Here is a 23074-nt window from a genome sequence, read left to right on the forward strand (position 1 = left end):
CCGAAGAGCCCGGCGGTCTACCTTGTGGGAATCAGGTGCAGTGCAGACTTCCCGCCCTTCACGGCCGCCGCTGACAGCTTGCGGTCAAAGCTGGCAAGTTGGCCGCCGCGCGCCTTGGCGAGCGCGAGAAGGTACGTATCCGTGACCTGTGCCGAGGTCAGGATTTTCGCTGCATCGATGTCGCCGGAGCCAACCAGGCTCACATCGTCGGGCCAGAAGCTGTGCCCGTGCAGAGCCCGCAACTTGGTAACGATTTGCGCAACGATGGCGGGCGAACCGGGAGAATTAGGATATCTTTGGTTGCCGACGATGCGCAGGACGCCGTTTTCGGTAATGGGACACGTAGCCCATGCCGCGTTACCGGTCTCTTCGAACCAGCCATGCGCGTCGTCATGGGCGACGTGGCCAGGATCTATCAGTGCGATCAGCACATTGACATCGAGCAGGAACGTCAAGGCAGTTCGTCTCGCAAGGCATTGACCGTCTCAAGCGTGACAGGAGGTGCATCCGGCCGAGGCGACAATAGAGGAATCCCGTTACGCTCGCCGCCGGCTTGTGGCCGGCGCAGCGAGCGCCGGGCGAGATCGGTGATGACCTCGCCGAGGCTGCGATCCTGCTGCCGGGCCATGGCCTTGGCCGCGACCAGGACATCGTCATCGATCGCCAGTGTGGTTCTCATATCGCCCTCCTTGGCGCGCATCAAACATCACGCATCATATAGAATACCGACGTCGGATACTCAAGCGGTGCGAATACCCGGTGGACTTTGCATGGAACACGTTTTGTGCCGGAAGGATCGTCGCCTCACGGCTTCAACCTTTGTATGCGACGAGAACTGCGCCCGCTGCAATCAGTGAAACGCCAAGCCAGTTCGGCAGGGACAATTGTCACTGAGGAAAACCACGCCGAAAACGTGTCAAGCGCGACGCTTAGCCTGGCGTCACCGAGCCACTCCCCCCTCCCTAATGCAGCACCAGGGCTGCGATGACATATCTTGATTGTGTTGCCGACGTCAGCCAGATCTCCCTACGTCGATAATGGCCTTGATCAGACCAGACTTCTGCTGCGCCCAGATCGCAATATCGCGTGGGCTGTCGCGCAGGGTGGTGCGGTGGGTGACGAGCTGGTCGATTGGTATTTTTCCAGCGCAGATCGAGGCAATGACGTGCTGGAAATCGCTACGCGTCGCGTTGCGACTGCCGATCAGCATCATTTCCCGTTTGTGGAACTCTGGATCGGAGAAGGTTATGTCGTCCGGCACGACGCTGACCATCACCATGACGCCGCCATGGGCAACATAGGCAAAGGCGGACTGGATCGAACGGCTGTTTCCCGTTGCGTCGAAGACGACGTCGAAACCTGTTCCCGCAGTGCGCTCCGCTATCGTTTCGATGATCGATCCCTTCGACCCGTCGATCACCAGGAAGCCCAATTGCCTTGCGGCAAAGGCCAGCCGCTCGGCATCGACGTCCATGACGGTCACGTTCTGTTGCGCTATGCGCGCAAAGAGCGCGGTGCCGAGGCCGATCGGCCCGGCGCCGATAACCAAGGCGCGAATGCCCGGCCCCGCCATGGATCTGCGGACCGCGTGAGCACCAATGGCCAGAAACTCGACCGTGGCCGCCTCGACCGGTGACAGGCCGGCCGCTGGTATCAAGTTCTGCGCCGGCACGAGAATCTGCTCACTCATGGCACCGTCACGGTGCACGCCAAGCACCTCGATCGCCATGCAGCAATTAGGCTTGCTCTGGCGGCAGGCGGCACAATGTCCGCAGGCAAGATAGGATTGACGAGGATTTGCTCTCCGACCGACAGGTCCACGGGCGCGTTGATTGCCGCGATTGTTCCCGAAACCTCATGGCCCATGACGCGCGGATAGGCGAGATAAGGATGCCTGCCCTCGAAGATGTGGTAGTCGGTTCCGCATATCCCGACATAGCCGACATCGACCAGTGCCCACCCCTCCGGCGGAGTGCCTGGCGCCTGCTGCTCCTCAAACACCAGCCTGCCGGGCTCAGCGCATCGCACGACTTTGATGGTGGGGCCCATGATTGTAATTCACCCTTGCTAAGCTGGAGTCCGGCAGGAAGTGGGGGGGGGGGGGGCCGCCCCCCGCCCCCCGGGGGGGCGCGCACTAGGAAGTAGGTGGGGAGGCGGGCCCCGGCCGCGGCCGCGGTTAAGGTTGGGGGGGGCCGGGGGGTTTCTTATCTCATCCTCCGCGCGCGGCGGCCGCCGCCCCCGCGGGGCGCGCCCCCCCCCCCCCCCCCCACCACTGGTGGATCACTCGAAGTCCTTGACGTTCTGCAGCGTCACCAGTCCGGCGCCGGTATTCACGTTGGCCTCGACGGGTTCCCCACGGATGGCCTTGATGACAGTGTCGATGCCAAGCTCACCCATTTTCGCGGGAAATTGAGCTACGCTGGCGTCCTCCGCTCCCGACTTGATCGCTTCGATCTCTCCGCAGCAGGCGTCGAAGCCGACCACTATGAGGTTGTCGTTGGCAATACCGGCATTGCTGATCGACTTGACGGCGCCAGGGATCGGCGGGCCGCAGGCCGAGTAGATTGCCTTGAGATCCGGATTGGCGGTCAGGATGTCTTCGGTCACTGACGTACCAAGCTCCAGCGTGCAGTTGGTTGCACCCTTGCCGACGACATCGACCTTGACGTCGCCCAGTCCCTCCATCATGCCCGTGACCCGGTCATCCAGAGCCGGCACGCCGGGAACGCCTTGCAAGATACCGATCTTGTCACCGCTCTTGAGCACCGTCTTGAGGTATTCTCCGGCGATCTTGCCGCCATTGAGGTTGTTGGTCGATACCAACGCAGTCTGGCCTTTCCAGTTGGGGATGCTGTTGTCGACGAGAACCACCTTGATGCCGGCGGCCACCGCCTTGTCGAGCGCCGGCGCGACCGTCGGGTCGACCGGAGTGATTGCAAGCCCCTTGACGCCTTGCGTGATCATGGATTCGATCAGAGCGATCTGGCCTTCAATGTCGGTAGCCGCCTGGCCCTGGCCTGTGACCAGTTCGATCTCCGGATGAGCGGCCGCATATTTCTTGGCAGCGTCCTCCATGGTCGAGTAGAACGGCACCGGGAATTTCGTAATCAGGCCGACCTTGATCTTGTCTGCGGCCGAAGCCGGCACGGAAAACGCAACGGCGATCGCCAGCCCTGCGAACAGTTTTCGGTTCATTGGCATTGTATTCCTCCCTTGGATTGAGACGCCTCCCGGCGGAAGACGCTTCAGGCATTTGCGGACCGGAAAGGTCTCCAAATTTCGAACGGGTCAGGCTCCAACGATCATGGAAACCAGTTCCTGTTTGTTGCCCTTCGTCGGCACCAGTTCGCCGACCCTGCGGCCCTGGCGAAGCACCACCGCGCGATCGGCGAGCTCGACGACGTGTTCCATGTTGTGAGTGATCAGGATGACGGCATTGCCCTGGTCGCGGAGCGCAGCGACCAGATTGAGCACCTGGCGTGATTCACGCAGGCCGAGTGCGGCGGTCGGCTCATCCAGAATGACAACCTTGCGGGCGAACACGGTCGAGCGGGCCACCGCGATCGCTTGCCTTTGACCGCCAGACATCATGGCGACGACGGCATCCAGCCGCGGCAACGTAACCTTCAGGTTTGCCAGCAGAGCGCGGGTCTCGGCGTCCATCCGGCGCTGCTGCAGAAATCGCAGGCCGCGCGGAAGCCATTGCGGGCCAGCCAGCTCGCGGCCGGCGAAGAAGTTCTGCCCCGGCGTCAGATTGTCGAACAGCGCCAGATCCTGATAGACGGTCTCGATGCCGGCGAAGCGCGCATCCGCAGGGGGAGCGTATCTGCGTTGGCGCACCATCCAAAAAGATCGCGCCGGCATCGAGTTGGTGCACCCCGCTGATGCATTTGGTCAGCGTCGATTTACCCGCGCCATTGTCGCCGAGCAGGCCGACGATCTCGCCTCGCCGCACCTCGATGCTGACATCGTCCAGGGCCAGAACCGAACCGAAACGCTTGGTAGCACCGCGTACCGCCAGCACGGGATTGTCCGCCGTGACCGCGTGATCGACTTTGGCCGCAACGGCACTCATGACTGCCTCCCGGCTTGCAGGACACGCACACGCCCTTCGAGGTAATTGCGCAGCACGTCGGACTCGACCGCTATGACGATAACCACGCCGATGACGATGAGCTGGAAAAAGACATTGACGTTGAGCAGGTTGAGCGCGTTGCGGATAACGCCGATCATGATGGCGCCGATAAAGGCATGGCCGAGGTGGCCGCGTCCGCCAAGAAAACTGGCGCCGCCAATGATCACCGCCGCAATCGTATCCAGTTCCAGCAGATTGCCGAACAACGGCGAACCGGCGTCGGTGCGGCCGGCAAGGATGACGGAACCGATGCCGGCACACAGCCCTGAGATGACATAGACGGAAACCAGCACCCAGGACACGGGAATACCCATGCGCAATGCAGCGTCGGGCCGGCCGCCGACCGCATAAATCCAGCGCCCCCAGACCATGGTTTTAGCCATGATGAAAAGAACCGCGGCAACGCCGGCAACGACGAACACCGATCCAGGCAGACCCCAGACCGCGTCGCGGCCAAGCGCATCGATCGAATCCGGCATGCCAGGGATGGCCCGGCCGTCGGCCAGTTGCAGCGCCAGCCCCTTGGCGATGCTCAACGTCGCCAGCGTGATGATGAAAGGATGCGGCAGCCGGCCGAAGACGTAGAAGAGCCCGTTGATGGCGCCGACCGCGGCACCGCAGCCAACCATCACCGCGATCACGACGATGGTGGGGGCGCCGGCATGAAAGCTCAGCGCGCCGACGACGGAAGCCAGCGCAAGGTTCGAGCCGACGGAGAGATCGATGCCGCGTGTCAGGATGACCAGATGCTGGCCCATCGCGACAACCGAGATGACGGCCGTTTGGGCGAGGATGTTGCTGAGATTGCGTCCCGTCAGGAAATAGGGCGACAGAAAGCTGAGAACGGCGATCAGCAGCACCAGGATGACGACCGGACCAGCGCTCAGCAGCATCAGGCCAAGCGCAAGGCCGGGGATGGCTTCTGGCTTCCTGGATGCCGGCAACGCGGCCTCGCCGACAGTCGTGCCGGTGTTTCTCGTTTCAGGCAAATTTCCCCTCCCCGCCGCGGCTTGTGCGAGCCGCGTCGTCAAGAACTCAATTCGTGTTCAGGTCCTCTTCTTATCGAGAAAAAACAACCGACCGAGGCGGGTCAAGTTGTTTTTTATGGATAAAGTTCATGCTAAAAAGGACAAGGTATTGTTCCCAAGGAAAATCCGATGAGAACCGACACCGTCTACAAGAAGGCCTTCAATCGAGCTGCAAATATGCTGCGCGACGGGCAACTGGCCGGTGAACTTCCTTCCGAAAATGAGCTTAGACGGCGAATGTGCGTCAGCCGCACAACCGTCAGAAAGGTTTTGCGGGAACTTGTTCACCGCGAACTTGTCATCGAACGCAGCGGCCTCAGGTCGACGGGCCGCCCGGTCAGCGACAACGACTACTATCCGGACGCCGAAACCACGCCTCGCGCCAAGCATGTCGAACAACAGTTCATGGAGTGGATGCTGCGGGGTGACACCAGGCCCGGAACCAGCATCAATGAGCTCGAGCTTGCGCGCCAATTCGGTGTTGCGACCAACGGAATTCGCGAATTCCTGATCCGCTTCAGTCGGTTTGGACTGATCGAGAAAAGGCCGAATACAGGCTGGCTTTTCAAGGGTTTCACCGAAGACTTTGCACTTGAGCTCTTCGAGATCCGGGTGATGTTCGAACTGCGTTCGGCACAACTGTTTTCATTGCAGCCGGACAGTTCTCCGCTATGGTCGAAACTCGCAGCGCTCAAGATGGCGCATGCCGACCTGCTGGAGCGAATTGAAGGCCGTTTTCACGACTTCTCCGGCCTGGACAACCGGTTTCACCGGCTCATAAACGAGGCCTCACCGAACCGCTTCATCGATGATTTCTACGACATCATCACGTTCATTTTTCACTATCACTATCAGTGGAACAAGCAGGACGAAAAGCAGCGCAACCTTGCCGCAATCCACGAACACATTGCCTATATCGATGCGCTTGAGAGCCGCAACTCCACACGGATTGAGGTGGCCTGCCGAGCGCATCTGGCCTCAGCGAGGGAAACACTTATGCGTTCGCTTACGGGATTTGATGAAACGAGCATCAATGCATAACGAAAGACCTCCGCCCATGGGAGGCAAACTCAGCGTGATGCAGGCGTTTTATGATCCGGGCCGAACTGGCGGTGACAAGTTCCCCTTCCAGAAAGGGAACCGACGCACCCCTTTAAGATGCGTCGGAAGAAGGTCTAAGCGTGGCGGATTTCCGTTCCCAGCACCTTCAGGCATTCGCGGATGAACGCAGCAAGCGCCGTCCAGCCTTTTGCCGAAACCATCGTCCCATCCACATATGCCTCCGTTGGAGACAGGTCGATATAGGTGCCGCCCGCAAGCGTCACTTCGGGCTCGCAAGCCGCCAGCGCGCCGACCTTCTTGCCACGCACGACGCCATCCACCGCAATCAGGATCTGCACGCCGTGGCAGATCGTGAAGATCGGCTTCTTGGTTTCGTGGAAGTGGCGCACCATCGCCTGTACGCGCTTGTCGGTGCGGATGTATTCGGGGCCACGGCCGCCGGCGCAGTACACAGCGTGGTATTGCTCCAGCTGCTTCTCAGCGTCGGAAAAGGTCTTGTTGATCAGCGCATAGTGGCCGAGCTTTTCGGTGTAGGTCTGATCGCCCTCGAAATCGTGCAGCGATGTTTTGATCAGGTCTCCGGCGCTTTTGTCTGGGCACACGACGTGCACGGTGTGGCCCACCGCTTCCATCGCCTGCTGGTAGACGAAGATTTCGTATTCCTCGGTGAATTCACCGGTCAGCATCAGGATCTTTTTGCCTGGCATGGTACTTCCTTTCCTGTGACAACGGCCGGGCGAGACCTGTACTCGCCTGGTAGGTTTGAGTTTCTAGAAGGGTGAAACGGGGAAGTAGTCTTCGTTGGCACTGGCCTGCGTGATGACCGTCAACGGCGGGTACGGGGACATCGGGACAGTCTCAGTCGAACGCCAGCAACAAACGGTCGCGGGAATGCTCGATATGGCGACGCATCGCCTGCTCGGCAGCGGCAGGATCGGCCGCAGCGAAAGCGGCCAGGATGGCCTCATGCTCGTCAAGCGCCTCCTCGGTGACGCGCGAATGGAACATCAGGCGAAATATGTGGAAGTGGGTATGCTGGTGCGCCAGTGTCTCGCGCACGAGTTCGTTGTTGGCGAATTCCATGACCTTGTCATGGAAAATGGCATCCTGGCGGGCGAAGTTGGAATACCGCAGGCGCTCGTCCTTGCCCTCACGGCGCGCCATGACGCCGGCCGATGTCTGAAGCTGTGCGAGCTTTACCTCGTCCATGAGCACCGCTGCCTTGGCTGCACCATGAGGCTCGAGCAGCAGGCGAAGCTCGTAGAGTTCATCGAACCGCCGTTTCGTAATCTGCGGCGCAGCGCGGTAACCGATCAGATGCGTCTTCAGCACCAGGCCTTCGCCTTCGAGCCGGCCGAGCGCCTCGCGAATCGGCGTGTGGGATACGTTGAATTCCTTGACCAGGCTGTCGACGGTGATGCGCGAGCCCGGCGCAATCTTCAGGGACATGAGTTGCGCAAAGATCGCTTCGTAGACGTCCTCAACCAGGCTGCTGGAGCGCTGGATACGCCCGCCGGCGAGGTTCGCTTCGTCTAGGCTGGGTAAGTTCATGGCCTGCATGTTTTGCCTCTTGACACATTGAGTTGCTAACACGATGCTCCGGCCAATGCAATCCTATATCCTATACGATTTTATAGAGGATATCATTTGCGGCAGCTAGGAGACAAAGCAATCGAATTTGCAGTGGCCCTGCTGGAACAGCGTGCCGCCCTGGCAGCCCGTGCTTCCTCACCTGCTGAACGGACCGCCAGCGTTGCGGGCGATGGTTCGGCACGTCGATACGCAACCGCGCTGCGAGACGGGTTTATATCGAACCCGGCCTTGGGGCCGAGTTGAACGCCATCTCGCATTCCAATCCAGTCATCATCACAGGATGCAGGTCATGAGCCTTTTCGCTGCCCTAAGGCTGCCGCGCGAAATCCTCTTCGGGAAGGGCCAACGCCACGTCATCCCGGTTGTCGCGGCCAGGCTCGGGCGTCGCGCACTCGTCTGCACCGATGAACGTTTTGCCGCAACGGGCCTGTTCGCAGAGATTGTCACGGGGCTGCGAGCCGCCTCGATAGACGTACTGGTGCATGATCGTGTGCTGCCCGACGTTCCTCGGGACACCGTTGCCGTCTGCGTCCAGGAAGCACGGAAGTTCGCGCCCGACGTGGTGATCGGCATTGGCGGCGGCAGTTGTCTCGACATGGCGAAATGCGCCGCGTTGCTCATCAGTCACGGCGGTCAGCTCCAGGATTACTACGGCGAGTTCAAGGTGCCCGGTCCGACGCTGCCGTTGATCGCGGTGCCGACGACAGCCGGCACGGGCTCTGAAGTGACCCCGGTCGCCGTGATCTCCGATCCGGATCGCACTCTGAAGGTCGGCATCTCCAGTCCGTATCTGATCGCGGCCGCGGCCATCTGCGATCCTGAACTGACGATGACATGCCCGCCGGGATTGACGGCAATGGCAGGCGCCGATGCACTGACGCATGCAATCGAGGCCTTCACCGCCGCCAGGCGTGGGACCGATCCCGGCCTTCCGCAGAACCATGTCTTTATCGGCAAAACCGCCTTGACCGATCACTTCGCCCTGCTGGCGATCAAGCTGCTTGGCCGAAGCCTTGAAATGGCATACCGCCGGCCCTCCGACGAGGACGCCCGGGCCGACGTCATGATGGGTGCACTTGCAGCCGGCTGCGCGTTCGGAACGGCCGGCACGGCGGCAGCGCACGCCGTGCAATATCCGGTTGGCGCGATCACCCACACCCCTCACGGATTGGGTGTCGCCACCATGCTGCCATACGTCATGAAGTACAACAGAACAGCCGCAGCGACCGAGATGGCCGAGATCGCCAGCGCGCTCTGCCTCGATGGAAAAGGCCGGACGCCCGAAGAGTTGGCCGACGCGACCATTGGCGAGGTCAGTCGGCTGTTTGGGGCAATCGGGATCATCCCCACGTTGGCCGAGCTGGGGCTGCCTGCCGACAAGCTCGATTGGACGGCGGAACAGGCGATCGGTATCGAGCGCCTCATCAAGAACAATCCGCGGCCATTCGATTTGAGGTCCATGCGACGTCTGGTCCAGGCCGCCTTTGATGGCGACCTCGCCAGCTGCGTCATGTAAACAATCGGGAATATCGAGATGAACACGTTTTCACAGGTTCTGTCGGATGATCAGGGCGTCAGCGACTTCCACACAATTTCGCACCGGCTGTATATTGGCGGCCAATGGCGGCAGTCCGCGGATGGCAGGGTAATTCCGGTCATTGATCCGTCGACGGAAGCCATCATCGCTGCCGTACCCGATGCGACCTTGGAGGACGCGGCCGCCGCCGTTGACGCCGCTGCCAAAGCAGCCCATGGCTGGCGGACAACGTCGCCGCGAAAGCGTTCCGAGGTCCTCAGACGCTGCTTTGAGCTGATGACGGAACGATCGGAGGCACTGGCTACTCTCATCGCACTGGAAAACGGCAAGGCCCTGCGGGATGCCCGCGGCGAGATCGCTTATACCGCGGAATTTTTCCGTTGGAATGCCGAGGAGGCCGTTCGCATTACCGGTGAATTCGGTACTGCGCCTTCCGGCACCAATCGCATTGTGGTCGACTACGAACCGATCGGCATATGCATCCTGATCACGCCCTGGAATTTTCCTGCCGCGATGGCGACGCGCAAGATCGCGCCGGCACTTGCCGCTGGATGCACGGTGATCCTGAAGCCAGCCAGTGAGACACCCCTCACCGCCTATGCGCTGGCCGCGCTCTACCAGGACGCAGGCGTTCCACCAGGGGTGGTCAACGTCCTGACAACCTCCAGTCCCGGGCCTTTGACAGCCGCCATGCTGGCCGATCCGCGGGTGCGCAAACTCTCCTTCACCGGTTCGACGGGTGTGGGTCGCGCTCTGCTGGCAGAGGCTGCCAGGCATGTGATCTCGTGTTCCATGGAACTCGGCGGCAACGCACCGTTCATTGTGTTCGACGACGCCGATCTCGAAGCGGCGCTCGATGGCGCAATGGTGGCCAAGATGCGCAACGCCGGCGAGGCCTGCACGGCCGCAAACCGCCTCTACGTCCAATCTGGCATCTACGAAGCCTTCTGCGAGGGCCTCGAGAAGCGGATGTCGTCGCTCAAGGTCGGCGCCGGCACCGACCCGGACACGGAATGCGGGCCTATGATCACGAAAAAGGCGATCGAGAAGATAGACCGCCTTGTCGTCGACGCGGTCACACGCGGCGCGCGGGTCTTGTGCGGCGGCTCAGTCCTGTCCGGACGTGGTTTCTTCTACCCTCCGACAGTGCTTCGCGACGTGCCGGGCGACGCAAAGATGGCGCATGAGGAGATATTCGGGCCGGTGGCGCCAATCTCCAGCTTCGAAACGGAGGCCGAGGTCATCGCGCGCGCCAATGACACCGAATATGGGCTTGCTGCCTACATCTACACGCGCGATCTGGCGCGCGGCATGCGGGTGGCCTCCCGGATCGAGGCCGGAATGATTGCTCTCAACCGCGGGCTGATGTCCGATCCGGCAGCCCCCTTCGGCGGCGTCAAGCAGAGCGGGCTCGGCCGCGAGGGAGGGCAGCATCACGGCATTGCGGAATTCATGGAGGCGAAATACCTCGCCATCAGCATGTGAGCAGAAGAATGCAAGGCGATCCCTTTCGCATCCGCGACCACGTCGCGGATTTTGACGAAATCGTGCAGGACTTCGTTGATCGCAGCGAGGTCGCCCGCGCCACCATTGCGATGACCGCTGACGTGGCCTACGGACCGGATCCGACCGAGACCATGGACCTGTTCTTTCCCGCGGGCAAAAGAACGGCGCTTCCGGTGCACATCTTTGTCCATGGCGGCTACTGGAGAACGTTCTCCAAGCGCGACTATTCATATATGGCGACGACGATTACCCAGGCCGGGGCCATTGCCGTCATCCTTGATTATGCTCTGATGCCCAAGGTCCGAATGGCGAGGATCGTCGACCAGGTGCGCCGGGCCAAGCACTGGGTCCTGGCCAACATCGCCGATCATGGCGGAAGCCCGGCGGCCCTGACCGTCAGTGGTCATTCGGCTGGAGCCCATCTTGCAACGTTTCTGTTCGACGGCGAGCATACCCCCTCGAATGTGAGGGCAGCCCTTCTGCTGAGCGGGCTCTACGATTTGAAACCGCTCCAGGATTCCTTTCTCGCCGACGAGATTGGAATCACCGACGAGGAAGTCGCCATGTTTACGCCGCTCGCCTGTCGGCATGATCCTCAAACCAGGGCGGCGGTTCTGGTCGGAGCCAATGAGACGCCACCCTTCCATCAGCAAGCCGATCGATTCATAGCGGGCTTGCTGCGGCAGGGATCGTTGGTAACATCGCTTGTGCTCACGAACCGCAACCACATGGACAGTGTCAGAGATCTTGGCGTGCCAGGGACGGACGCTGCTGATTGCCTTACAGAACTGATCGCCAAGGCCCGCTGACTAACTCGGGTTCTCCAGGCGGTTTGTTTTGCGCCACTCCTCGTACTCCCCGCGGGCATCGTCATGCAGCGGATAGTAGCGTTGCAACGGGCCGCCCTCCATGAGCTTCGCTCGCGAGAACTCCTCCCAATCGTGATGCTTTTGTGATTCTTCGATCACCTTCGGGGCCATTGCGACGGGAAGCACCACCACCCCGTCGTCGTCGGCGACGATGATGTCGCCGGGGATCACCGTGACACCGCCGCAGGCAATCGGAACGTTGACGGCATTGGGATAGATGCTGGTTTGCACATGATAGTTTGGCGTCCAGCCGCGCAGCCATAGGGGCAGGTCGAGCTTTTCGACATTGGGCCGGTCGCGCATGCACCCATCGATGACGATACCCGCCCCGCCCCTGCCCTTGAAATACGTCGACATCATATCGCCGAAGACGCCCGAGCTCATATCGCCGCGCGCGTCGACCACGACCACATCGCCCTCCTGCGCGTGATAGAGCACGTGTCGGTGCAGCTGCGTCTCCGGATCGGCATATTCTCCTTCGGTGAAGAGGTCAGGCCGCTGCGGCAGGAACTGCAGCGTCAACGCCGGCCCGACGATCGACTTCCCGTGGTTTTGCGCCACCGGACCAACCATGTGCGGATTGCGGAAGCCCATGTGGCCAAGCGTGCCGGCTACCGTCGCGGCGCCGATCTCCCTTAGCGCGTCGATCAGGTCTTTAGGCGGCCGCATGATGTCGGAAGTATGCGTCATTGTGGACTCCGATTGAATGGAACTACCAGTTCGTAACAGAACCATCGCGGCGCTTAAGGTGAGGCGCTTCCCAGAAACGCAAACTCTGCGCCTGGACCGCAACTTCGTTGACCTCGACGCCGAGTCCCGGCAGATCGCCGACCGGGTAATCGGTCCCGTCGAGCCGTGGTTGCACGGGGAAGAAGTCGGAATTGTCGAAGCCCAGCTTTGTTTCGGGCGCCCTGGTCTCGAGCCACGCGAAGTTGGGTACCGCGGCAGCGAGATGCACGGTCGCGGCCGTGCACACTGGGCCAAGCGGATTGTGCGGCATCAAGTCCACATAGTGCGCCTCGCTCCAGCCAGCGATTTTCATCGCCTCGGTGAGCCCGCCGACATTGCAAACATCGATCCGGTTGAACTGATGGATGCCGCGCTCAATGTAGGGCAGGAACTGCCACTTGCTGGCAAATTCCTCGCCGATGGCAAAGGGGATGTCGGTCATCGTGCGCAGCGATTCATAGGCCTCCGGCGTTTCGGCCCGTATCGGCTCCTCGAGGAAATCAAGCACGCCGCGACCGAGCTTGTTGCAGAAGCTCGCCGCCTCTGCCACCGACAGCCGATGATGATAGTCGAGGCCGAGGACCACGTCGCTGCCCAGCGCCTCGCGCGCCTTGTTCAGCATACTCGCGGTAGCGCCGATGGACTCGCGCGGCTCGAAGATGTCCTTGCTGTTTTGCCCGAAGGGGAAGAAGCGGATCGCCTGCCACCCCTGCGCGCGAAGTTCGCGGGCGCGTTCGATGGCAACGTCGCCCTCGGCCTCGTCGCCGGTCGAGGCAAAGGTGGGAACGCGGTCGCGCTGCTTGCCGCCCAGCAGCTCGTAGACCGGCACGCCCAGCGCCTTGCCCTTGACGTCGTGAAGGGCGATGTCGATGGCGGAAATCGCCGCCTGAAGGACTCGCCCGCCTTCGAAGTACTGGCTGCGGTAAACCTCCTGCCAGATCCGCCCGATCTGCATCGGGTCGCGGCCGATGAGAAACTCGCGATAGTGCTCGACCGCGCCGGCCACGGCCCTCTCGCGACCGCTCAAGCCGCTCTCGCCCCAGCCGAAGATGCCCTGGTCGGTCTCGACCTTGACGAGCATCTGGTTGCGCGTTCCTACCCACACCGGATAGGGCTTGATGGCGGTGATCTTAAGCTTCTCAGTCATCCACGCCCACGTTTCACGCGCATTCGCCCTATCTCAGTTGGCCTTGAGGGCCATTTCAGTTTCGCCATCGAACAGATGCATCCGCTCCTGGTCGAACTCGAGCCAGATCTGCTCGTCGGGCGCGACGGCAATGTTCGGCGGCACGCTGACGTTGACGATGGCGCCGGACAGGAACGCCTGAACGAAGGTGACGTCGCCGGTCGGCTCCACCGTATAGGCTTTGGCCGGGACGCTGCCTGGCACCGCACTCTTGTGGAGCTTGATCGTCGAGTGACGTGCGCCGAGCACGACTTTCCGGGTCGTCGCTTTCGCCACCTTCTGGGCATTGCGCGGTGAGAGCTCAAGGCGCCAGCCCTCGGCGCCGGTCAACACCGTGTTGCCGTTTGCCGTCGAGGCCTGCAGCGGAATAAGGCTCATCGCCGGGCTGCCGATGAAGCTGGCCACGAACATGTTCACCGGATGGGCAAAGACCTGCGCCGGTGAATCGTATTGCTGCAGGTAGCCGCCATTCATCACCGCCATCTTGTCAGCCATGGTCACGGCTTCGAGCTGGTCGTGCGTCACATAGATGATCGTCGCCTTGAGGTCCTGGTGGAAACGCTTGATCTCCGACCGCATCTGCACGCGCAGTTTGGCATCGAGGTTGGACAGTGGCTCGTCCATGAGGAACACTGCGGGGTCGCGAACGAGGGCACGGCCAAGAGCCACACGCTGCTGCTGCCCGCCCGAAAGTTCGCGCGGCTTGCGCTCGAGCAGGTGCGTCATGTCGAGCACTCGCGCCGCTTCCTTGACCTTCTTGTCGATCTCGTCCCTGGGGAGTTTGCGCATCTGAAGCGGGAACGCCAGGTTCTTGTAGACCGATTTCTGCGGGTAGAGCGCGTAGTTCTGGAACACCATTGCGATGTCCCGGTCCTTGGGGTCGAGGTCGTTGACCACGCGCTCGCCGATGATGATGTCGCCCGATGTGATCGGGGTCAGCCCAGCGACGAGATTGAGCGTGGTTGTCTTGCCGCAGCCTGAAGGGCCGACGAGCGCAACGAACTCGCCGTCATTGACCGTCAGCGAGACGTGGTTGACAGCTTTGAAGCTGCCATAGCTCTTGACGAGATCTTGGAGGACCACGTGGGCCATCGGCAACTCCCTAGTGCTTGACCGCGCCTTCTGTAAGGGCGCGTACGAAGTATCGTTGCAGGACCAGGAACAGCACCACGACGGGCACACTCATCATGAAGCTGGCCGCCATCAGGCCCGGAAAGTCCGTCGTATTTTCCGAGAAGAAGCGTTGGATGCCGACCGGCAGGGTCAACTGCTCGTTCTTGGAGAGGAAGGTGTAGGCGTAGATGTACTCGTTCCACGCGCCGATGAAGGAATAGATTGCGGTGGCGATGATCCCCGGCGTCGAGAGCGGCATCACGATCATGATGAAGGCCTGGAACCGTGTTGCGCCATCGATGCGCGCCGCCTGCTCAAGCTGCACCGGGATATTGTCGTAAAAGCCCTTGAGCAGCCAAATCGCCAGCGGCAGGCCAAAGGTGAGATAGGTGAGTATCAGTGAGCCATGCGTGTTTATCAGACCGATCGCGCGCATCAGGATGAAGAGTGGCACGAGAAAGATCACCGCCGGGAACATATTGCGCAGCAGCACGGCAAAAAACAGGAAATTGCGGCCGGGGAAACTGAAGCGCGAAAACGCGTAGGCCGCTGGGACAGCCACGATCACCGAAAGGATTGTCGTGACGGTCGACACCAAAAGGCTGTTCCAGAAGAAGCGGAGGAAGTCCTGGCCGACGCTGTTCTGCGGATCGAGCAGTTTCTGATAGCTGGCGAGGGTAGGTTCGTCCGGCCACCATTGCGGCGGGAATTGCGTCGCCGCGAATCCGGACTTGATCGAGGTGATCAGCATCCAGATCATCGGCAACGCGGTATAAAGCAGCATGAACACGAGGAATATGCGCCCGGCCCACCGCCATCCGTCGACGCGCATGCGGCGACGGGTCTGGGCTCGAGGGGCTGTCTCGGCAATCGTGCTCATGCGCTGCCCTCTTTCCGCTCGTTGCCGCTTAACGCACGGACGTAGAAGTAGCCCAGCGTCATCAGCGTGAGGAACAGGAGCACCGAATAAGCCGATGCCACGCCCCAGCGCTGCCGTCCGAAGGCGAGCTCATAAATGTAGGTTATCCAGATATGCGATGCGTTCGACGGCCCGCCGCCGGTCATGATCCAGGGGATGATGAAGGAATTGAAGTTGGCCACCGCGAGCAGCAGCATCGTCACCACCGAGACGTTGCGCAAGTGCGGGAAGGTGACGTGCCAAAAGCGCTGCCATGCATTGGCACCATCGACTTTTGCGGCGCGTAGCAATTGGTCGGGGACTGTCTGCAGGCCGGCCATCATCATGATCATGGCAAACGGAAACTCGCGCCAGATATTGACGACGATCAGGGAGGGCAGCACCGTGCTGACATTGTCGATGAAATTCGGCGGCTGGGCGGCCAATCCGAGGCCGACCAGCACCGCGCCGATGATCCCGAAGTCCGAATGGTAGATCCACTTCCAGATGTAGGAGGCGGCGACGGCGCTGATGACCCAAGGGATGATCAGGACGGCGCGCAGGACACCACGGCCGATGAAGTCGCGGTGGAGCGCCAGCGCTGTGGCAAACCCCAGGACAAAGGAGATGAAAGTTGACCCCAGAGTCCAGATCAGTGTGTTCCAGGTGACCTTCCAGAACACCTGACTGGTGAGGATGGTCGTGTAGTTGTCGAAGCCGATGAAGGTCTTGTCGCGGAGTTGCAGGCCAGGCGGTGTCTTAAAGAACGACAGCTCGACCGTGTAGTAGATCGGATAGGCGATGACGATGAGCATCACGGCGATCGCCGGGAGCACGTACGCGTAGTCCGCGCGATGCTCCCAGATCTTCCGCAGCGCGCCGGACCAACCGGGTTGCAATCTTCGGCGAGCCTCGGCCTTGCCGGTCACGATCGTCACTTGTGGCGTGCCCTTTTTCTTCGGAACGAGGCGGCTGCGCCAGCGGCGCAGCCGTCAGTCGTAGGTCCGGCCTGGACTAGAGTCCGCCCATCAGGTCTTTTACCTTCTTGGCCGCGTCGTCCGCTGCCTCGTCGACGGTCATCGCTCCGGTCAGGGCATTCTGCAGCATGTCCGGGATGATGATGTTCATGATCTCGGGGGCCTGCGGCAGAGCTGGGAACGGGATGCCGTATGGCAGCATCGAGGTGGTGACGTCGAGGAACTTGATGTTGTCCAGACGTTCCTTCATCCACTTGGTCTTGAAGCCGTTGAGGTTGCCCGGGTTTGATCCGGCGTAGGCCATCTTCAGCGACCATTCAGGGCTCGTCCACATGCAGATGATAGCTTTCGCGGCCGGCTCGTCTACCTTGCCGCCCTCGACATATTCGGGTTTCAGGATGTGAATGTTCGAGCCGCCAAACACGACGGCGCGCTTGCCGTCGGGACCAGTCGGGATCAGGCCGTAGCGCATGTTGTCGATGACCGTCTGCGCCTTGTCCTTGTCGGTGCCCGTCGCCTTTTTCTGCAGGTCGAGCATGACGTTGTAATCGGACGGGTGCGAGATCATCATGCCGAGCTGGCCGGCGACGAACAGGGGCTGATTATCGGCCTGCTGATTGGTGAGTGCCGAAACCGGAACCGACTTGTCGCGAACATACATGTCGTAGGAGGCTTGCAGCGCTGCCTTGCTCTGCGGGCTATCGAGCTGGACCTGCTCATAGGTCGGGTTTGCCGTCGCTTCGTCGAAGACGCCGCCGCCATAGGCCCATAGCTGTGGCATGAAGCGGTACGGCGTATTGCCGGCATTCTTGCGAGCCACGAGGCCGTAGCCGGCAATGCCAAGCTTGTCGTGGATCTGCTTGGAATATTTGACGACGTCGTCCCAGGTTGCCGGAGCCTTGTCTGGATCGAGGCCCGCACGCTTGAAGATGTCGGCGTTCCAGATGAACGCCATCGTCTCATTGTTGGTCGGAATGCCGTAGGTCACGCCCTCCCAGGTCACGGCCTTCATGGCGCCGGGCCAGAAATCCTCGGTCGAATACCCCACGTCCTCTGGCTTGAACGGCTGCAGATAGCCCTTTGAGGCGAACTCGGTACCACCCAGGATTTGCAGGCGGACCGCCATAGGCGCGGCATTGCCCAGGAGCGCGGTGCGGAACTTGTCGAGAAGGTCGTTATAGGTGAGGGCTTGTTCCTCGAGCTGGATGTTCGGATATGTCTTGCGGAAGGTCTCGAAGAATTCCTTGTAGTACTGGCGCAGGAGGTCGGGGTCGCCCTCGAACACGCCCTGATACCAGAAAGTCAGTCGCCCCTTGTAGTCGAGTGGTGTGACCTTGGCGCAATCGGCCGCCGTGTCAAAATCCTGTGTGCCCGCAATCGAGCGCACATATTCCGGCGACCACTTGCTCAGGTCGACCGGCGGTGCACCCAGCGCCGATGTAGACGTCAGGGATGCCATCAAAGCAGTGGCGACAGTGCCGCGCAGGACGGCACTGCCGAGCGCAATTCTCGTCATAGGTATCCTCCCTGGTTCTCCCATGCCGCCCTAAAGCGGTCCTTGCTCGTTTCGATCGCGAGGATGCTTCTTTCAGCTCAGTGTATCCTCTCGATCGCTTGGTACGTTTTCAGATCATAGATTGCCTGTCAACGCGCAGAATCGTACATTGTTTGCGAAAGCCGTGTGTGATATCGGGCAACGTATGTATTAAATTGGGGAGCCGGCCTTGGCCGAAATAAGCGATTTCAAAGCGATGCCACCGGTGGGGACCGATCCCATCGGGGCCTCCAGCGAGGGCGCCTCGCTTTATGAATTGATCAGGGAAGATATCATCGAGGGACGGCTTGCCGCCAACGAACGGCTTGTCGTCACCGATCTCGCCCGGCGTCACGGCACTTCGACCAATCCTGTGCGCGAGGCCCTGCAGTTGTTGCGCGGCGAAGGGTTTGTCACCTTTGTCGCCAACCGCGGGGCGCGCGTCCGACCCATTGATCAAGATTTTGTCCGAGATATCTACGAGATCGGTGTTCTGATCGAGCCAGCCCTGACACGATGGTTTGTGAATATGGCGACCGGCGAGGACATCGCCGAACTCGAACGTCTCCAAGGCCTGATCGAAGAGAACAATTTCGCCGACACATTCAGGCATAGTGAGCTGGATACCGCTTTCCACACCGTGATGTACCAGCGGCACTACAACCGCCACGCAGCCGAGCTTTGGTGGAAGCATCGCGAAGTGCTGCGAGCCGTGAGCCGTCGTTTCAATTTCACGCTGGCGCGACGTGCCGCGATCATGCGCGAGCACCGCGAACTCATCGCGCTTGTGAAGGCGGGAGAGGCCGACAAGGCGGCCGAACTCGTTTCCCGCCATGTCGAGGGTTCGGGCCGGCATATTCTCGAACAGATGCGAGCGCGCAACGCCGCTCGGGCCGGATAGAATGTCCAGTCCAGAACATCGTTAGCTGACCATTTTCAGGCAAAGGTAGTTGAGATGAAAATCACGAGCATTCGGCCGTGGCTGATCAAGTCCGATGCTTCCTACTGGGGAGAGTTCCTGTTCGTCGAAGTGACGACCGACGAGGGAGTGAGTGGCTGGGGAGAGATCACCACCACGACAAGGCTCGCCAACCGCGCTCTCTGCACGATCCTGCGGCAGATCGGCGTCGCCGTGACAGGCGAGGATCCGGCGCGTATCGAGCATCTCTGGCACAAGATCTTCCGCAGCTTCACCTACATGGGAAGCCGCGGCGCCGCCGTCGAATGCGTGAGCGCCATCGATATTGCCCTCTGGGACATCCGGGGCAAAGTCCTCGGCAAGCCGATTTACGAGCTGCTTGGCGGGCCGGTACGCGATGAAATCGCGCTCTACACCCATCCCAACCAGGCCAAATTCACCAGCAAGGAGGCTGTGGTCCGCGAAATTCTAGACATTGTCGAGTCCGGACACACTGCGCTCAAGTTCGATCCCTACCCCCACCAGGGCCGCAGCGCCGATGGCCTGCCCCGCGAACAGCGAGACGGCTACCTCGATGGCAGCATGACTCGCAAGGACGAGCGCGAAGCCGCCGAACTCACGGCTCTGATCCGCGAAACGGCAGGACCCGATGTCGACATTCTCATCGATGCGCACGGCCGCTTCGATGTCCCCACCGCCATTCGCCTCTGTCGGAGCCTCGAGGAGGCCGGCCAGATCGACTGGTTTGAGGAGCCCTGCCCGCCCGAGAGCCTTAACGCCCTCAAGCAGGTACGTGAGAAGGTCAATACCGCCATCTCGTGGGGCGAGCGCGGCCACACGAAATGGGATTTCGTGCCGGTACTCGAGAACAGGCTCGCCGACTACATCATGCCCGACGTTACCTGGACCGGCGGCATTACCGAACTCAAGAAGATTTCTGCGCTGTGCGAAGCCTACTACGTGCCGGTCTCGCCACATGACGCCGCGGGACCGATCAACGTGGTTGCGGGAGCGCAGGTGATGATGACCGTTCCCAACTTCTACAAACTCGAAACATCGGAGTGGAACCTGGGCAAATACGATCACCTGATCGACAGACCACTCGACATTTCGAACGGCAGCCTCAAGCTGACGTCGAAGCCTGGTCTCGGTATTGAGATGGACCGCGACTACCTGCAGGCCCACGAGATTGAGCTGGGCTAGCAACACTCTATGCCGGCCCAGGGGGCGGGGCGACAAGCCGAAAATGAGGATAAGTCATGGCAAAGACAAGTGGCGCCGACGAAGCGCTCAATCGGGTGAACGCGAACTCCAAGCCATCCCAGCTTCGCATCACCGACATGCGGGTAGCCGAAATCGTCGGCGCGCCGTTCACCTCAACCCTGCTCAAGATTTACACCAACCAGGGCATCGTCGGGCTTGGCGAGGTGCGCGACGGCGCCAGTGCCACCTACGCGCTGATGCTGAAGAGCCGGCTGCTTGGCGAGAACCCTTGCGACATCGACCGCCTGTTTCGCCGGATCAAGCAGTTCGGTGGCCACGGCCGGCAAGGCGGCGGCGTCTCGGCGGTCGAGATCGCGTTGTGGGATCTCGCCGGCAAGGCCTATGGCGTTCCCATCTACCAGATGCTCGGCGGCCGGTTTCGGGAGAAGGTGCGCGTCTATTGCGACACCGACGCTACCGTGCCGAGCGGCACCGAGACCGGCAAGCGCCTCAAGCAGCGCATGGCGCTCGGCTTCACCTTCCTCAAGATGGATCTGGGGCTGATGCAGATCGCGGATGTACCCGGTGCGGTCGTCTCCCCTGCCGGTTCACTTGAAGGGTACCGCATCCATCCCGGCCGCGGCCCGGTCAAGACCATGGACGAGCGGCGCGCCCGCAATGCCGCTTACGATTTGCATAACGTCCCCCATCCGTTTACCGGCCTCCACTTTTCCGACAAGGGCCTCGACCTGCTTGAACAATACATTGCCGAGGTTCGCGATGTTATCGGCATGGATATTCCGCTCGCCATTGACCATGTCGGCCACATCTCGCTGCAGGACGGCATTCGGCTCGCCAGGCGGATTGAAAAATACGTGCCGGCCTGGCTCGAGGATGTGATCCCATGGCAGTACACCGAGCAGTTCCGGCAACTGCAGGCCGCCACCACGGTGCCGATCTGCACCGGCGAGGACATCTACCTTAAGGAAGGCTTCGAGCCTCTGCTCAAGAGCGGCGGCCTCTCCATTATCCACCCGGACCTGCTCACCAGCGGGGGCATCCTCGAGACCAAGAAGATCGGCGACATGGCCCAGGACCACGGCGTCGCAATGGCCATCCATATGGCCGAAAGTCCGATCGCCGCAATGGCCGCGGCACATGTCGCGACCGCGACCGAAAACTTCATGGCGCTCGAATACCACTCTGCCGATGTCGACTGGTGGGACGATATCGTCACCGGCGTTCCCAAGCCGCTCGTGAAGGACGGCTTTATTACTGTTCCGGACAAACCTGGCCTGGGGATTGACGACGTCGTCGACGAGGTGATCTCGCAACATCTGCAGCCGGGTGTCACCGGCATCTGGCAGCCCACGGATCACTGGGACAACGAGTATTCCTGGGACCGTACCTGGAGCTGAGGCGAAAGGAACCGAAGATGAAGATCACCGATCTCCGCTGCGCCGTCATCGGCAAACATCCCATCGTCCGCATCGTTACCGACGAGGGCCTCTATGGCCTTGGCGAAGTCGAGTTCACCAAGACCTATCTCAAGCCTTGGGTGCTGCATTTCCGTGAGGCGCTGATCGGCGAGGACCCTACCGACGTCGAGCGGGTGATGCTGAAGATCCGCCAACGCGGCTCTTTCAAGCCCTATGGCGCGGCGGTAAGTGCCATCGAGCATGCGCTGTGGGACATTGCCGGCAAGGCTGCAGGCGTGCCGGCCTACAAACTGCTCGGCGGCAAGGTGCGTGACAAGGTGCGCGTCTATAACGGCTCGATCCGCCAGAAACGCACCGGCGACCGGCCGGAGGATTACGCCGCTGACGTCAAATGGATGATGGAGCAGCCGCAGAATTTCTTCATGATCAAGCAAGGGATCTCGTTCCACTCCAACATGAAGGACACCATCGAGGACTTCCATTACGGCGTGAAGCAGAATAAGGCTGGCTACCACGGTGCCATGGATCAGGGCGTCATCAGCGAGCGCGGTTTCAACCACATGCTCGACTGCGTGATCGCGATGAAGGAAGTGCTGGGCGACAAGGTCAGCCTGGCGCTCGACTGCGGCCCGGGCTGGATGCTGCCCGATGCAATCAAGTTCGCTCGCGCGGTCGAGAAGTACAATTTGATGTGGCTCGAGGACATGCTGACCGGCGACTATGTGCCGTGGGTCAATCCGCAGGCCTATCGGGAACTGACCACCTCAACCTCGACGCCAATTCATACCGGCGAGCAGATATACCTGCGGCACAATTTCAAGGAGCTGATCGAAACGCAGGCGGTGCGCGTCATCGGCCCCGATCCGGCCGATATTGGCGGCATTGCCGAGCTCAAATGGGTCGCCGAGCACGCCTGTATGCACTCGATCCTGATGGCACCGCACGGCACCGCGAACGGCCTTCTCGGCCTCGGCGCGCTGATCAATGTCTGCGCCACCCTGCCCGCCAACTTCATTGCCTTCGAATACCCGAGCGCCTCCGACCCCTGGTGGGAGGACCTCGTAATCGGCCTGCCGTCGCAGATCGTGAAGGACAGCATGGTGGACCTGCTGCAAGCGCCGGGGCTGGGCCTCGATATCGACGCCGAAGCAGGCAGGAAGTATCTCCGGGAAGAGGATGCAGGCTTCTTCGACTGAACCATCCTTCTTGCGCCACCCAGCACCACGCGGACCGCTTCACGCAACCTGTCATCCGGAATGACCGTTTCGGGGCTGGACGCGGACTGGCAGCTTTTCAGCTGCGGAGGGTCCAAAGCTGACATTCAAATCGGTGCATCCTGAAAGCAA

At 61.0% G+C, this 23074-nt stretch carries 20 protein-coding genes and 3 pseudogenes; 8 read left to right on the forward strand and 15 right to left on the reverse strand.

The window, feature by feature from the left end; translation table 11 throughout:
- Positions 1-17: 17 nt before the first annotated feature.
- From NKJ73_RS15015 to NKJ73_RS15050, 7 genes and pseudogenes are all read right to left on the reverse strand, one after another.
- Positions 18-455: a TA system VapC family ribonuclease toxin gene (locus NKJ73_RS15015; RefSeq protein WP_352569962.1), complete on the reverse strand. Its 438-nt coding sequence runs from the start codon at positions 453-455 to the stop codon at positions 18-20.
- Positions 452-679 carry a CopG family transcriptional regulator gene (locus tag NKJ73_RS15020; protein WP_352569963.1) on the reverse strand — a complete coding sequence of 76 codons (228 nt, stop codon included), beginning with the start codon at positions 677-679 and terminating at the stop codon, positions 452-454. Before NKJ73_RS15020 ends, NKJ73_RS15015 begins: the two co-directional genes overlap by 4 nt.
- A 133-nt stretch (positions 680-812) precedes the next feature.
- Positions 813-913: pseudogene (locus tag NKJ73_RS15025) on the reverse strand (EamA family transporter); the annotation flags it as partial.
- A 99-nt stretch (positions 914-1012) separates the two neighbouring features.
- A pseudogene (locus NKJ73_RS15030) lies at positions 1013-2037 on the reverse strand (zinc-binding alcohol dehydrogenase family protein).
- Positions 2038-2280: 243 nt separating this feature from the next.
- Positions 2281-3195, reverse strand: a complete 915-nt coding sequence (locus NKJ73_RS15035) for a sugar ABC transporter substrate-binding protein (protein ID WP_352569964.1) — start codon at positions 3193-3195, stop codon at positions 2281-2283.
- Between the two features lie 93 nt (positions 3196-3288).
- Positions 3289-4075, reverse strand: a pseudogene (locus NKJ73_RS15040) (ATP-binding cassette domain-containing protein).
- Positions 4072-5124, reverse strand: coding sequence for an ABC transporter permease (locus NKJ73_RS15050; RefSeq protein WP_352569967.1), 1053 nt, complete (start codon positions 5122-5124; stop codon positions 4072-4074). The pseudogene NKJ73_RS15040 and the gene NKJ73_RS15050 overlap by 4 nt, the downstream one beginning before the upstream one ends.
- A 168-nt stretch (positions 5125-5292) precedes the next feature.
- Here NKJ73_RS15050 and NKJ73_RS15055 point away from each other — a divergent pair, with 168 nt between their 5' ends.
- On the forward strand, positions 5293-6204 hold the full coding sequence (locus NKJ73_RS15055) for a GntR family transcriptional regulator (protein WP_352569968.1): 912 nt from the start codon (positions 5293-5295) through the stop codon (positions 6202-6204).
- Positions 6205-6338: 134 nt separating this feature from the next.
- Here NKJ73_RS15055 and NKJ73_RS15060 read toward each other — a convergent pair whose 3' ends face one another.
- Positions 6339-6932: a DJ-1/PfpI family protein gene (locus NKJ73_RS15060; RefSeq protein WP_352493019.1), complete on the reverse strand. Its 594-nt coding sequence runs from the start codon at positions 6930-6932 to the stop codon at positions 6339-6341.
- Positions 6933-7083: 151 nt separating this feature from the next.
- Positions 7084-7785, reverse strand: coding sequence for a GntR family transcriptional regulator (locus NKJ73_RS15065; protein ID WP_352569970.1), 702 nt, complete (start codon positions 7783-7785; stop codon positions 7084-7086).
- A 322-nt stretch (positions 7786-8107) separates the two neighbouring features.
- Here NKJ73_RS15065 and NKJ73_RS15070 point away from each other — a divergent pair, with 322 nt between their 5' ends.
- From NKJ73_RS15070 to NKJ73_RS15080, 3 genes are read left to right on the forward strand one after another with little or no spacing between them, the layout of a single operon-like run.
- Complete coding sequence (locus NKJ73_RS15070; protein ID WP_352569971.1) at positions 8108-9334, forward strand: iron-containing alcohol dehydrogenase; 1227 nt, start codon at positions 8108-8110, stop codon at positions 9332-9334.
- A gap of 18 nt (positions 9335-9352) precedes the next feature.
- A complete protein-coding gene (locus NKJ73_RS15075) occupies positions 9353-10840 on the forward strand; it encodes an NAD-dependent succinate-semialdehyde dehydrogenase (RefSeq protein WP_352569972.1) in 1488 nt (495 codons plus the stop codon).
- An 8-nt stretch (positions 10841-10848) separates the two neighbouring features.
- Positions 10849-11670, forward strand: coding sequence for an alpha/beta hydrolase (locus tag NKJ73_RS15080; protein ID WP_352569973.1), 822 nt, complete (start codon positions 10849-10851; stop codon positions 11668-11670).
- On the opposite strand, the gene NKJ73_RS15085 is transcribed toward NKJ73_RS15080, so the two are convergent.
- The 6 genes from NKJ73_RS15085 to NKJ73_RS15110 form a co-directional block, all read right to left on the reverse strand.
- Positions 11671-12420, reverse strand: coding sequence for a ribonuclease activity regulator RraA (locus NKJ73_RS15085; RefSeq protein WP_352569974.1), 750 nt, complete (start codon positions 12418-12420; stop codon positions 11671-11673). It lies immediately after the preceding gene.
- A gap of 22 nt (positions 12421-12442) precedes the next feature.
- Positions 12443-13606, reverse strand: coding sequence for a mandelate racemase/muconate lactonizing enzyme family protein (locus NKJ73_RS15090; RefSeq protein ID WP_352569976.1), 1164 nt, complete (start codon positions 13604-13606; stop codon positions 12443-12445).
- A gap of 33 nt (positions 13607-13639) precedes the next feature.
- The gene (locus NKJ73_RS15095) at positions 13640-14737 is read right to left on the reverse strand and encodes an ABC transporter ATP-binding protein (RefSeq protein ID WP_352569977.1); all 1098 of its coding nucleotides are present in this window, start codon (positions 14735-14737) and stop codon (positions 13640-13642) included.
- A gap of 10 nt (positions 14738-14747) precedes the next feature.
- Positions 14748-15638, reverse strand: a complete 891-nt coding sequence (locus NKJ73_RS15100; protein WP_352569978.1) for a carbohydrate ABC transporter permease — start codon at positions 15636-15638, stop codon at positions 14748-14750.
- Positions 15635-16594, reverse strand: coding sequence for a carbohydrate ABC transporter permease (locus NKJ73_RS15105; RefSeq protein WP_352569980.1), 960 nt, complete (start codon positions 16592-16594; stop codon positions 15635-15637). The genes NKJ73_RS15100 and NKJ73_RS15105 overlap by 4 nt, the downstream gene beginning before the upstream one ends.
- 76 nt (positions 16595-16670) lie before the next feature.
- Positions 16671-18149: an ABC transporter substrate-binding protein gene (locus NKJ73_RS15110; protein ID WP_352569982.1), complete on the reverse strand. Its 1479-nt coding sequence runs from the start codon at positions 18147-18149 to the stop codon at positions 16671-16673.
- 208 nt (positions 18150-18357) lie between these two features.
- Here NKJ73_RS15110 and NKJ73_RS15115 point away from each other — a divergent pair, with 208 nt between their 5' ends.
- From NKJ73_RS15115 to NKJ73_RS15130, 4 genes are read left to right on the forward strand one after another with little or no spacing between them, the layout of a single operon-like run.
- On the forward strand, positions 18358-19068 hold the full coding sequence (locus NKJ73_RS15115) for a GntR family transcriptional regulator (protein WP_023679253.1): 711 nt from the start codon (positions 18358-18360) through the stop codon (positions 19066-19068).
- A gap of 54 nt (positions 19069-19122) precedes the next feature.
- Positions 19123-20289 (forward strand): mandelate racemase/muconate lactonizing enzyme family protein, encoded by a 1167-nt coding sequence (locus tag NKJ73_RS15120; protein ID WP_352449172.1) that lies wholly within the window; start codon positions 19123-19125, stop codon positions 20287-20289.
- 56 nt (positions 20290-20345) lie between these two features.
- Complete coding sequence (locus tag NKJ73_RS15125) at positions 20346-21707, forward strand: mandelate racemase/muconate lactonizing enzyme family protein (RefSeq protein WP_352569984.1); 1362 nt, start codon at positions 20346-20348, stop codon at positions 21705-21707.
- 17 nt (positions 21708-21724) lie between these two features.
- Positions 21725-22924: a mandelate racemase/muconate lactonizing enzyme family protein gene (locus tag NKJ73_RS15130; protein WP_352458389.1), complete on the forward strand. Its 1200-nt coding sequence runs from the start codon at positions 21725-21727 to the stop codon at positions 22922-22924.
- Positions 22925-23074: the final 150 nt, after the last annotated feature.

Source organism: Mesorhizobium sp. M0074 (genome assembly GCF_040322975.1).
GTDB lineage: Bacteria > Pseudomonadota > Alphaproteobacteria > Rhizobiales > Rhizobiaceae > Mesorhizobium.

Coding starts and splice junctions, on each gene's coding strand:
- NKJ73_RS15020 (WP_352569963.1), bottom strand. CDS start 679: ATGAGAACCACACTGGCGATCGATGACGATGTCCTGGTCGCGGCCAAG.
- NKJ73_RS15035 (WP_352569964.1), bottom strand. CDS start 3,195: ATGAACCGAAAACTGTTCGCAGGGCTGGCGATCGCCGTTGCGTTTTCC.
- NKJ73_RS15055 (WP_352569968.1), top strand. CDS start 5,293: ATGAGAACCGACACCGTCTACAAGAAGGCCTTCAATCGAGCTGCAAAT.
- NKJ73_RS15060 (WP_352493019.1), bottom strand. CDS start 6,932: ATGCCAGGCAAAAAGATCCTGATGCTGACCGGTGAATTCACCGAGGAA.
- NKJ73_RS15065 (WP_352569970.1), bottom strand. CDS start 7,785: ATGCAGGCCATGAACTTACCCAGCCTAGACGAAGCGAACCTCGCCGGC.
- NKJ73_RS15070 (WP_352569971.1), top strand. CDS start 8,108: ATGAGCCTTTTCGCTGCCCTAAGGCTGCCGCGCGAAATCCTCTTCGGG.
- NKJ73_RS15075 (WP_352569972.1), top strand. CDS start 9,353: ATGAACACGTTTTCACAGGTTCTGTCGGATGATCAGGGCGTCAGCGAC.
- NKJ73_RS15080 (WP_352569973.1), top strand. CDS start 10,849: ATGCAAGGCGATCCCTTTCGCATCCGCGACCACGTCGCGGATTTTGAC.
- NKJ73_RS15085 (WP_352569974.1), bottom strand. CDS start 12,420: ATGACGCATACTTCCGACATCATGCGGCCGCCTAAAGACCTGATCGAC.
- NKJ73_RS15090 (WP_352569976.1), bottom strand. CDS start 13,606: ATGACTGAGAAGCTTAAGATCACCGCCATCAAGCCCTATCCGGTGTGG.
- NKJ73_RS15095 (WP_352569977.1), bottom strand. CDS start 14,737: ATGGCCCACGTGGTCCTCCAAGATCTCGTCAAGAGCTATGGCAGCTTC.
- NKJ73_RS15100 (WP_352569978.1), bottom strand. CDS start 15,638: ATGAGCACGATTGCCGAGACAGCCCCTCGAGCCCAGACCCGTCGCCGC.
- NKJ73_RS15110 (WP_352569982.1), bottom strand. CDS start 18,149: ATGACGAGAATTGCGCTCGGCAGTGCCGTCCTGCGCGGCACTGTCGCC.
- NKJ73_RS15120 (WP_352449172.1), top strand. CDS start 19,123: ATGAAAATCACGAGCATTCGGCCGTGGCTGATCAAGTCCGATGCTTCC.
- NKJ73_RS15125 (WP_352569984.1), top strand. CDS start 20,346: ATGGCAAAGACAAGTGGCGCCGACGAAGCGCTCAATCGGGTGAACGCG.
- NKJ73_RS15130 (WP_352458389.1), top strand. CDS start 21,725: ATGAAGATCACCGATCTCCGCTGCGCCGTCATCGGCAAACATCCCATC.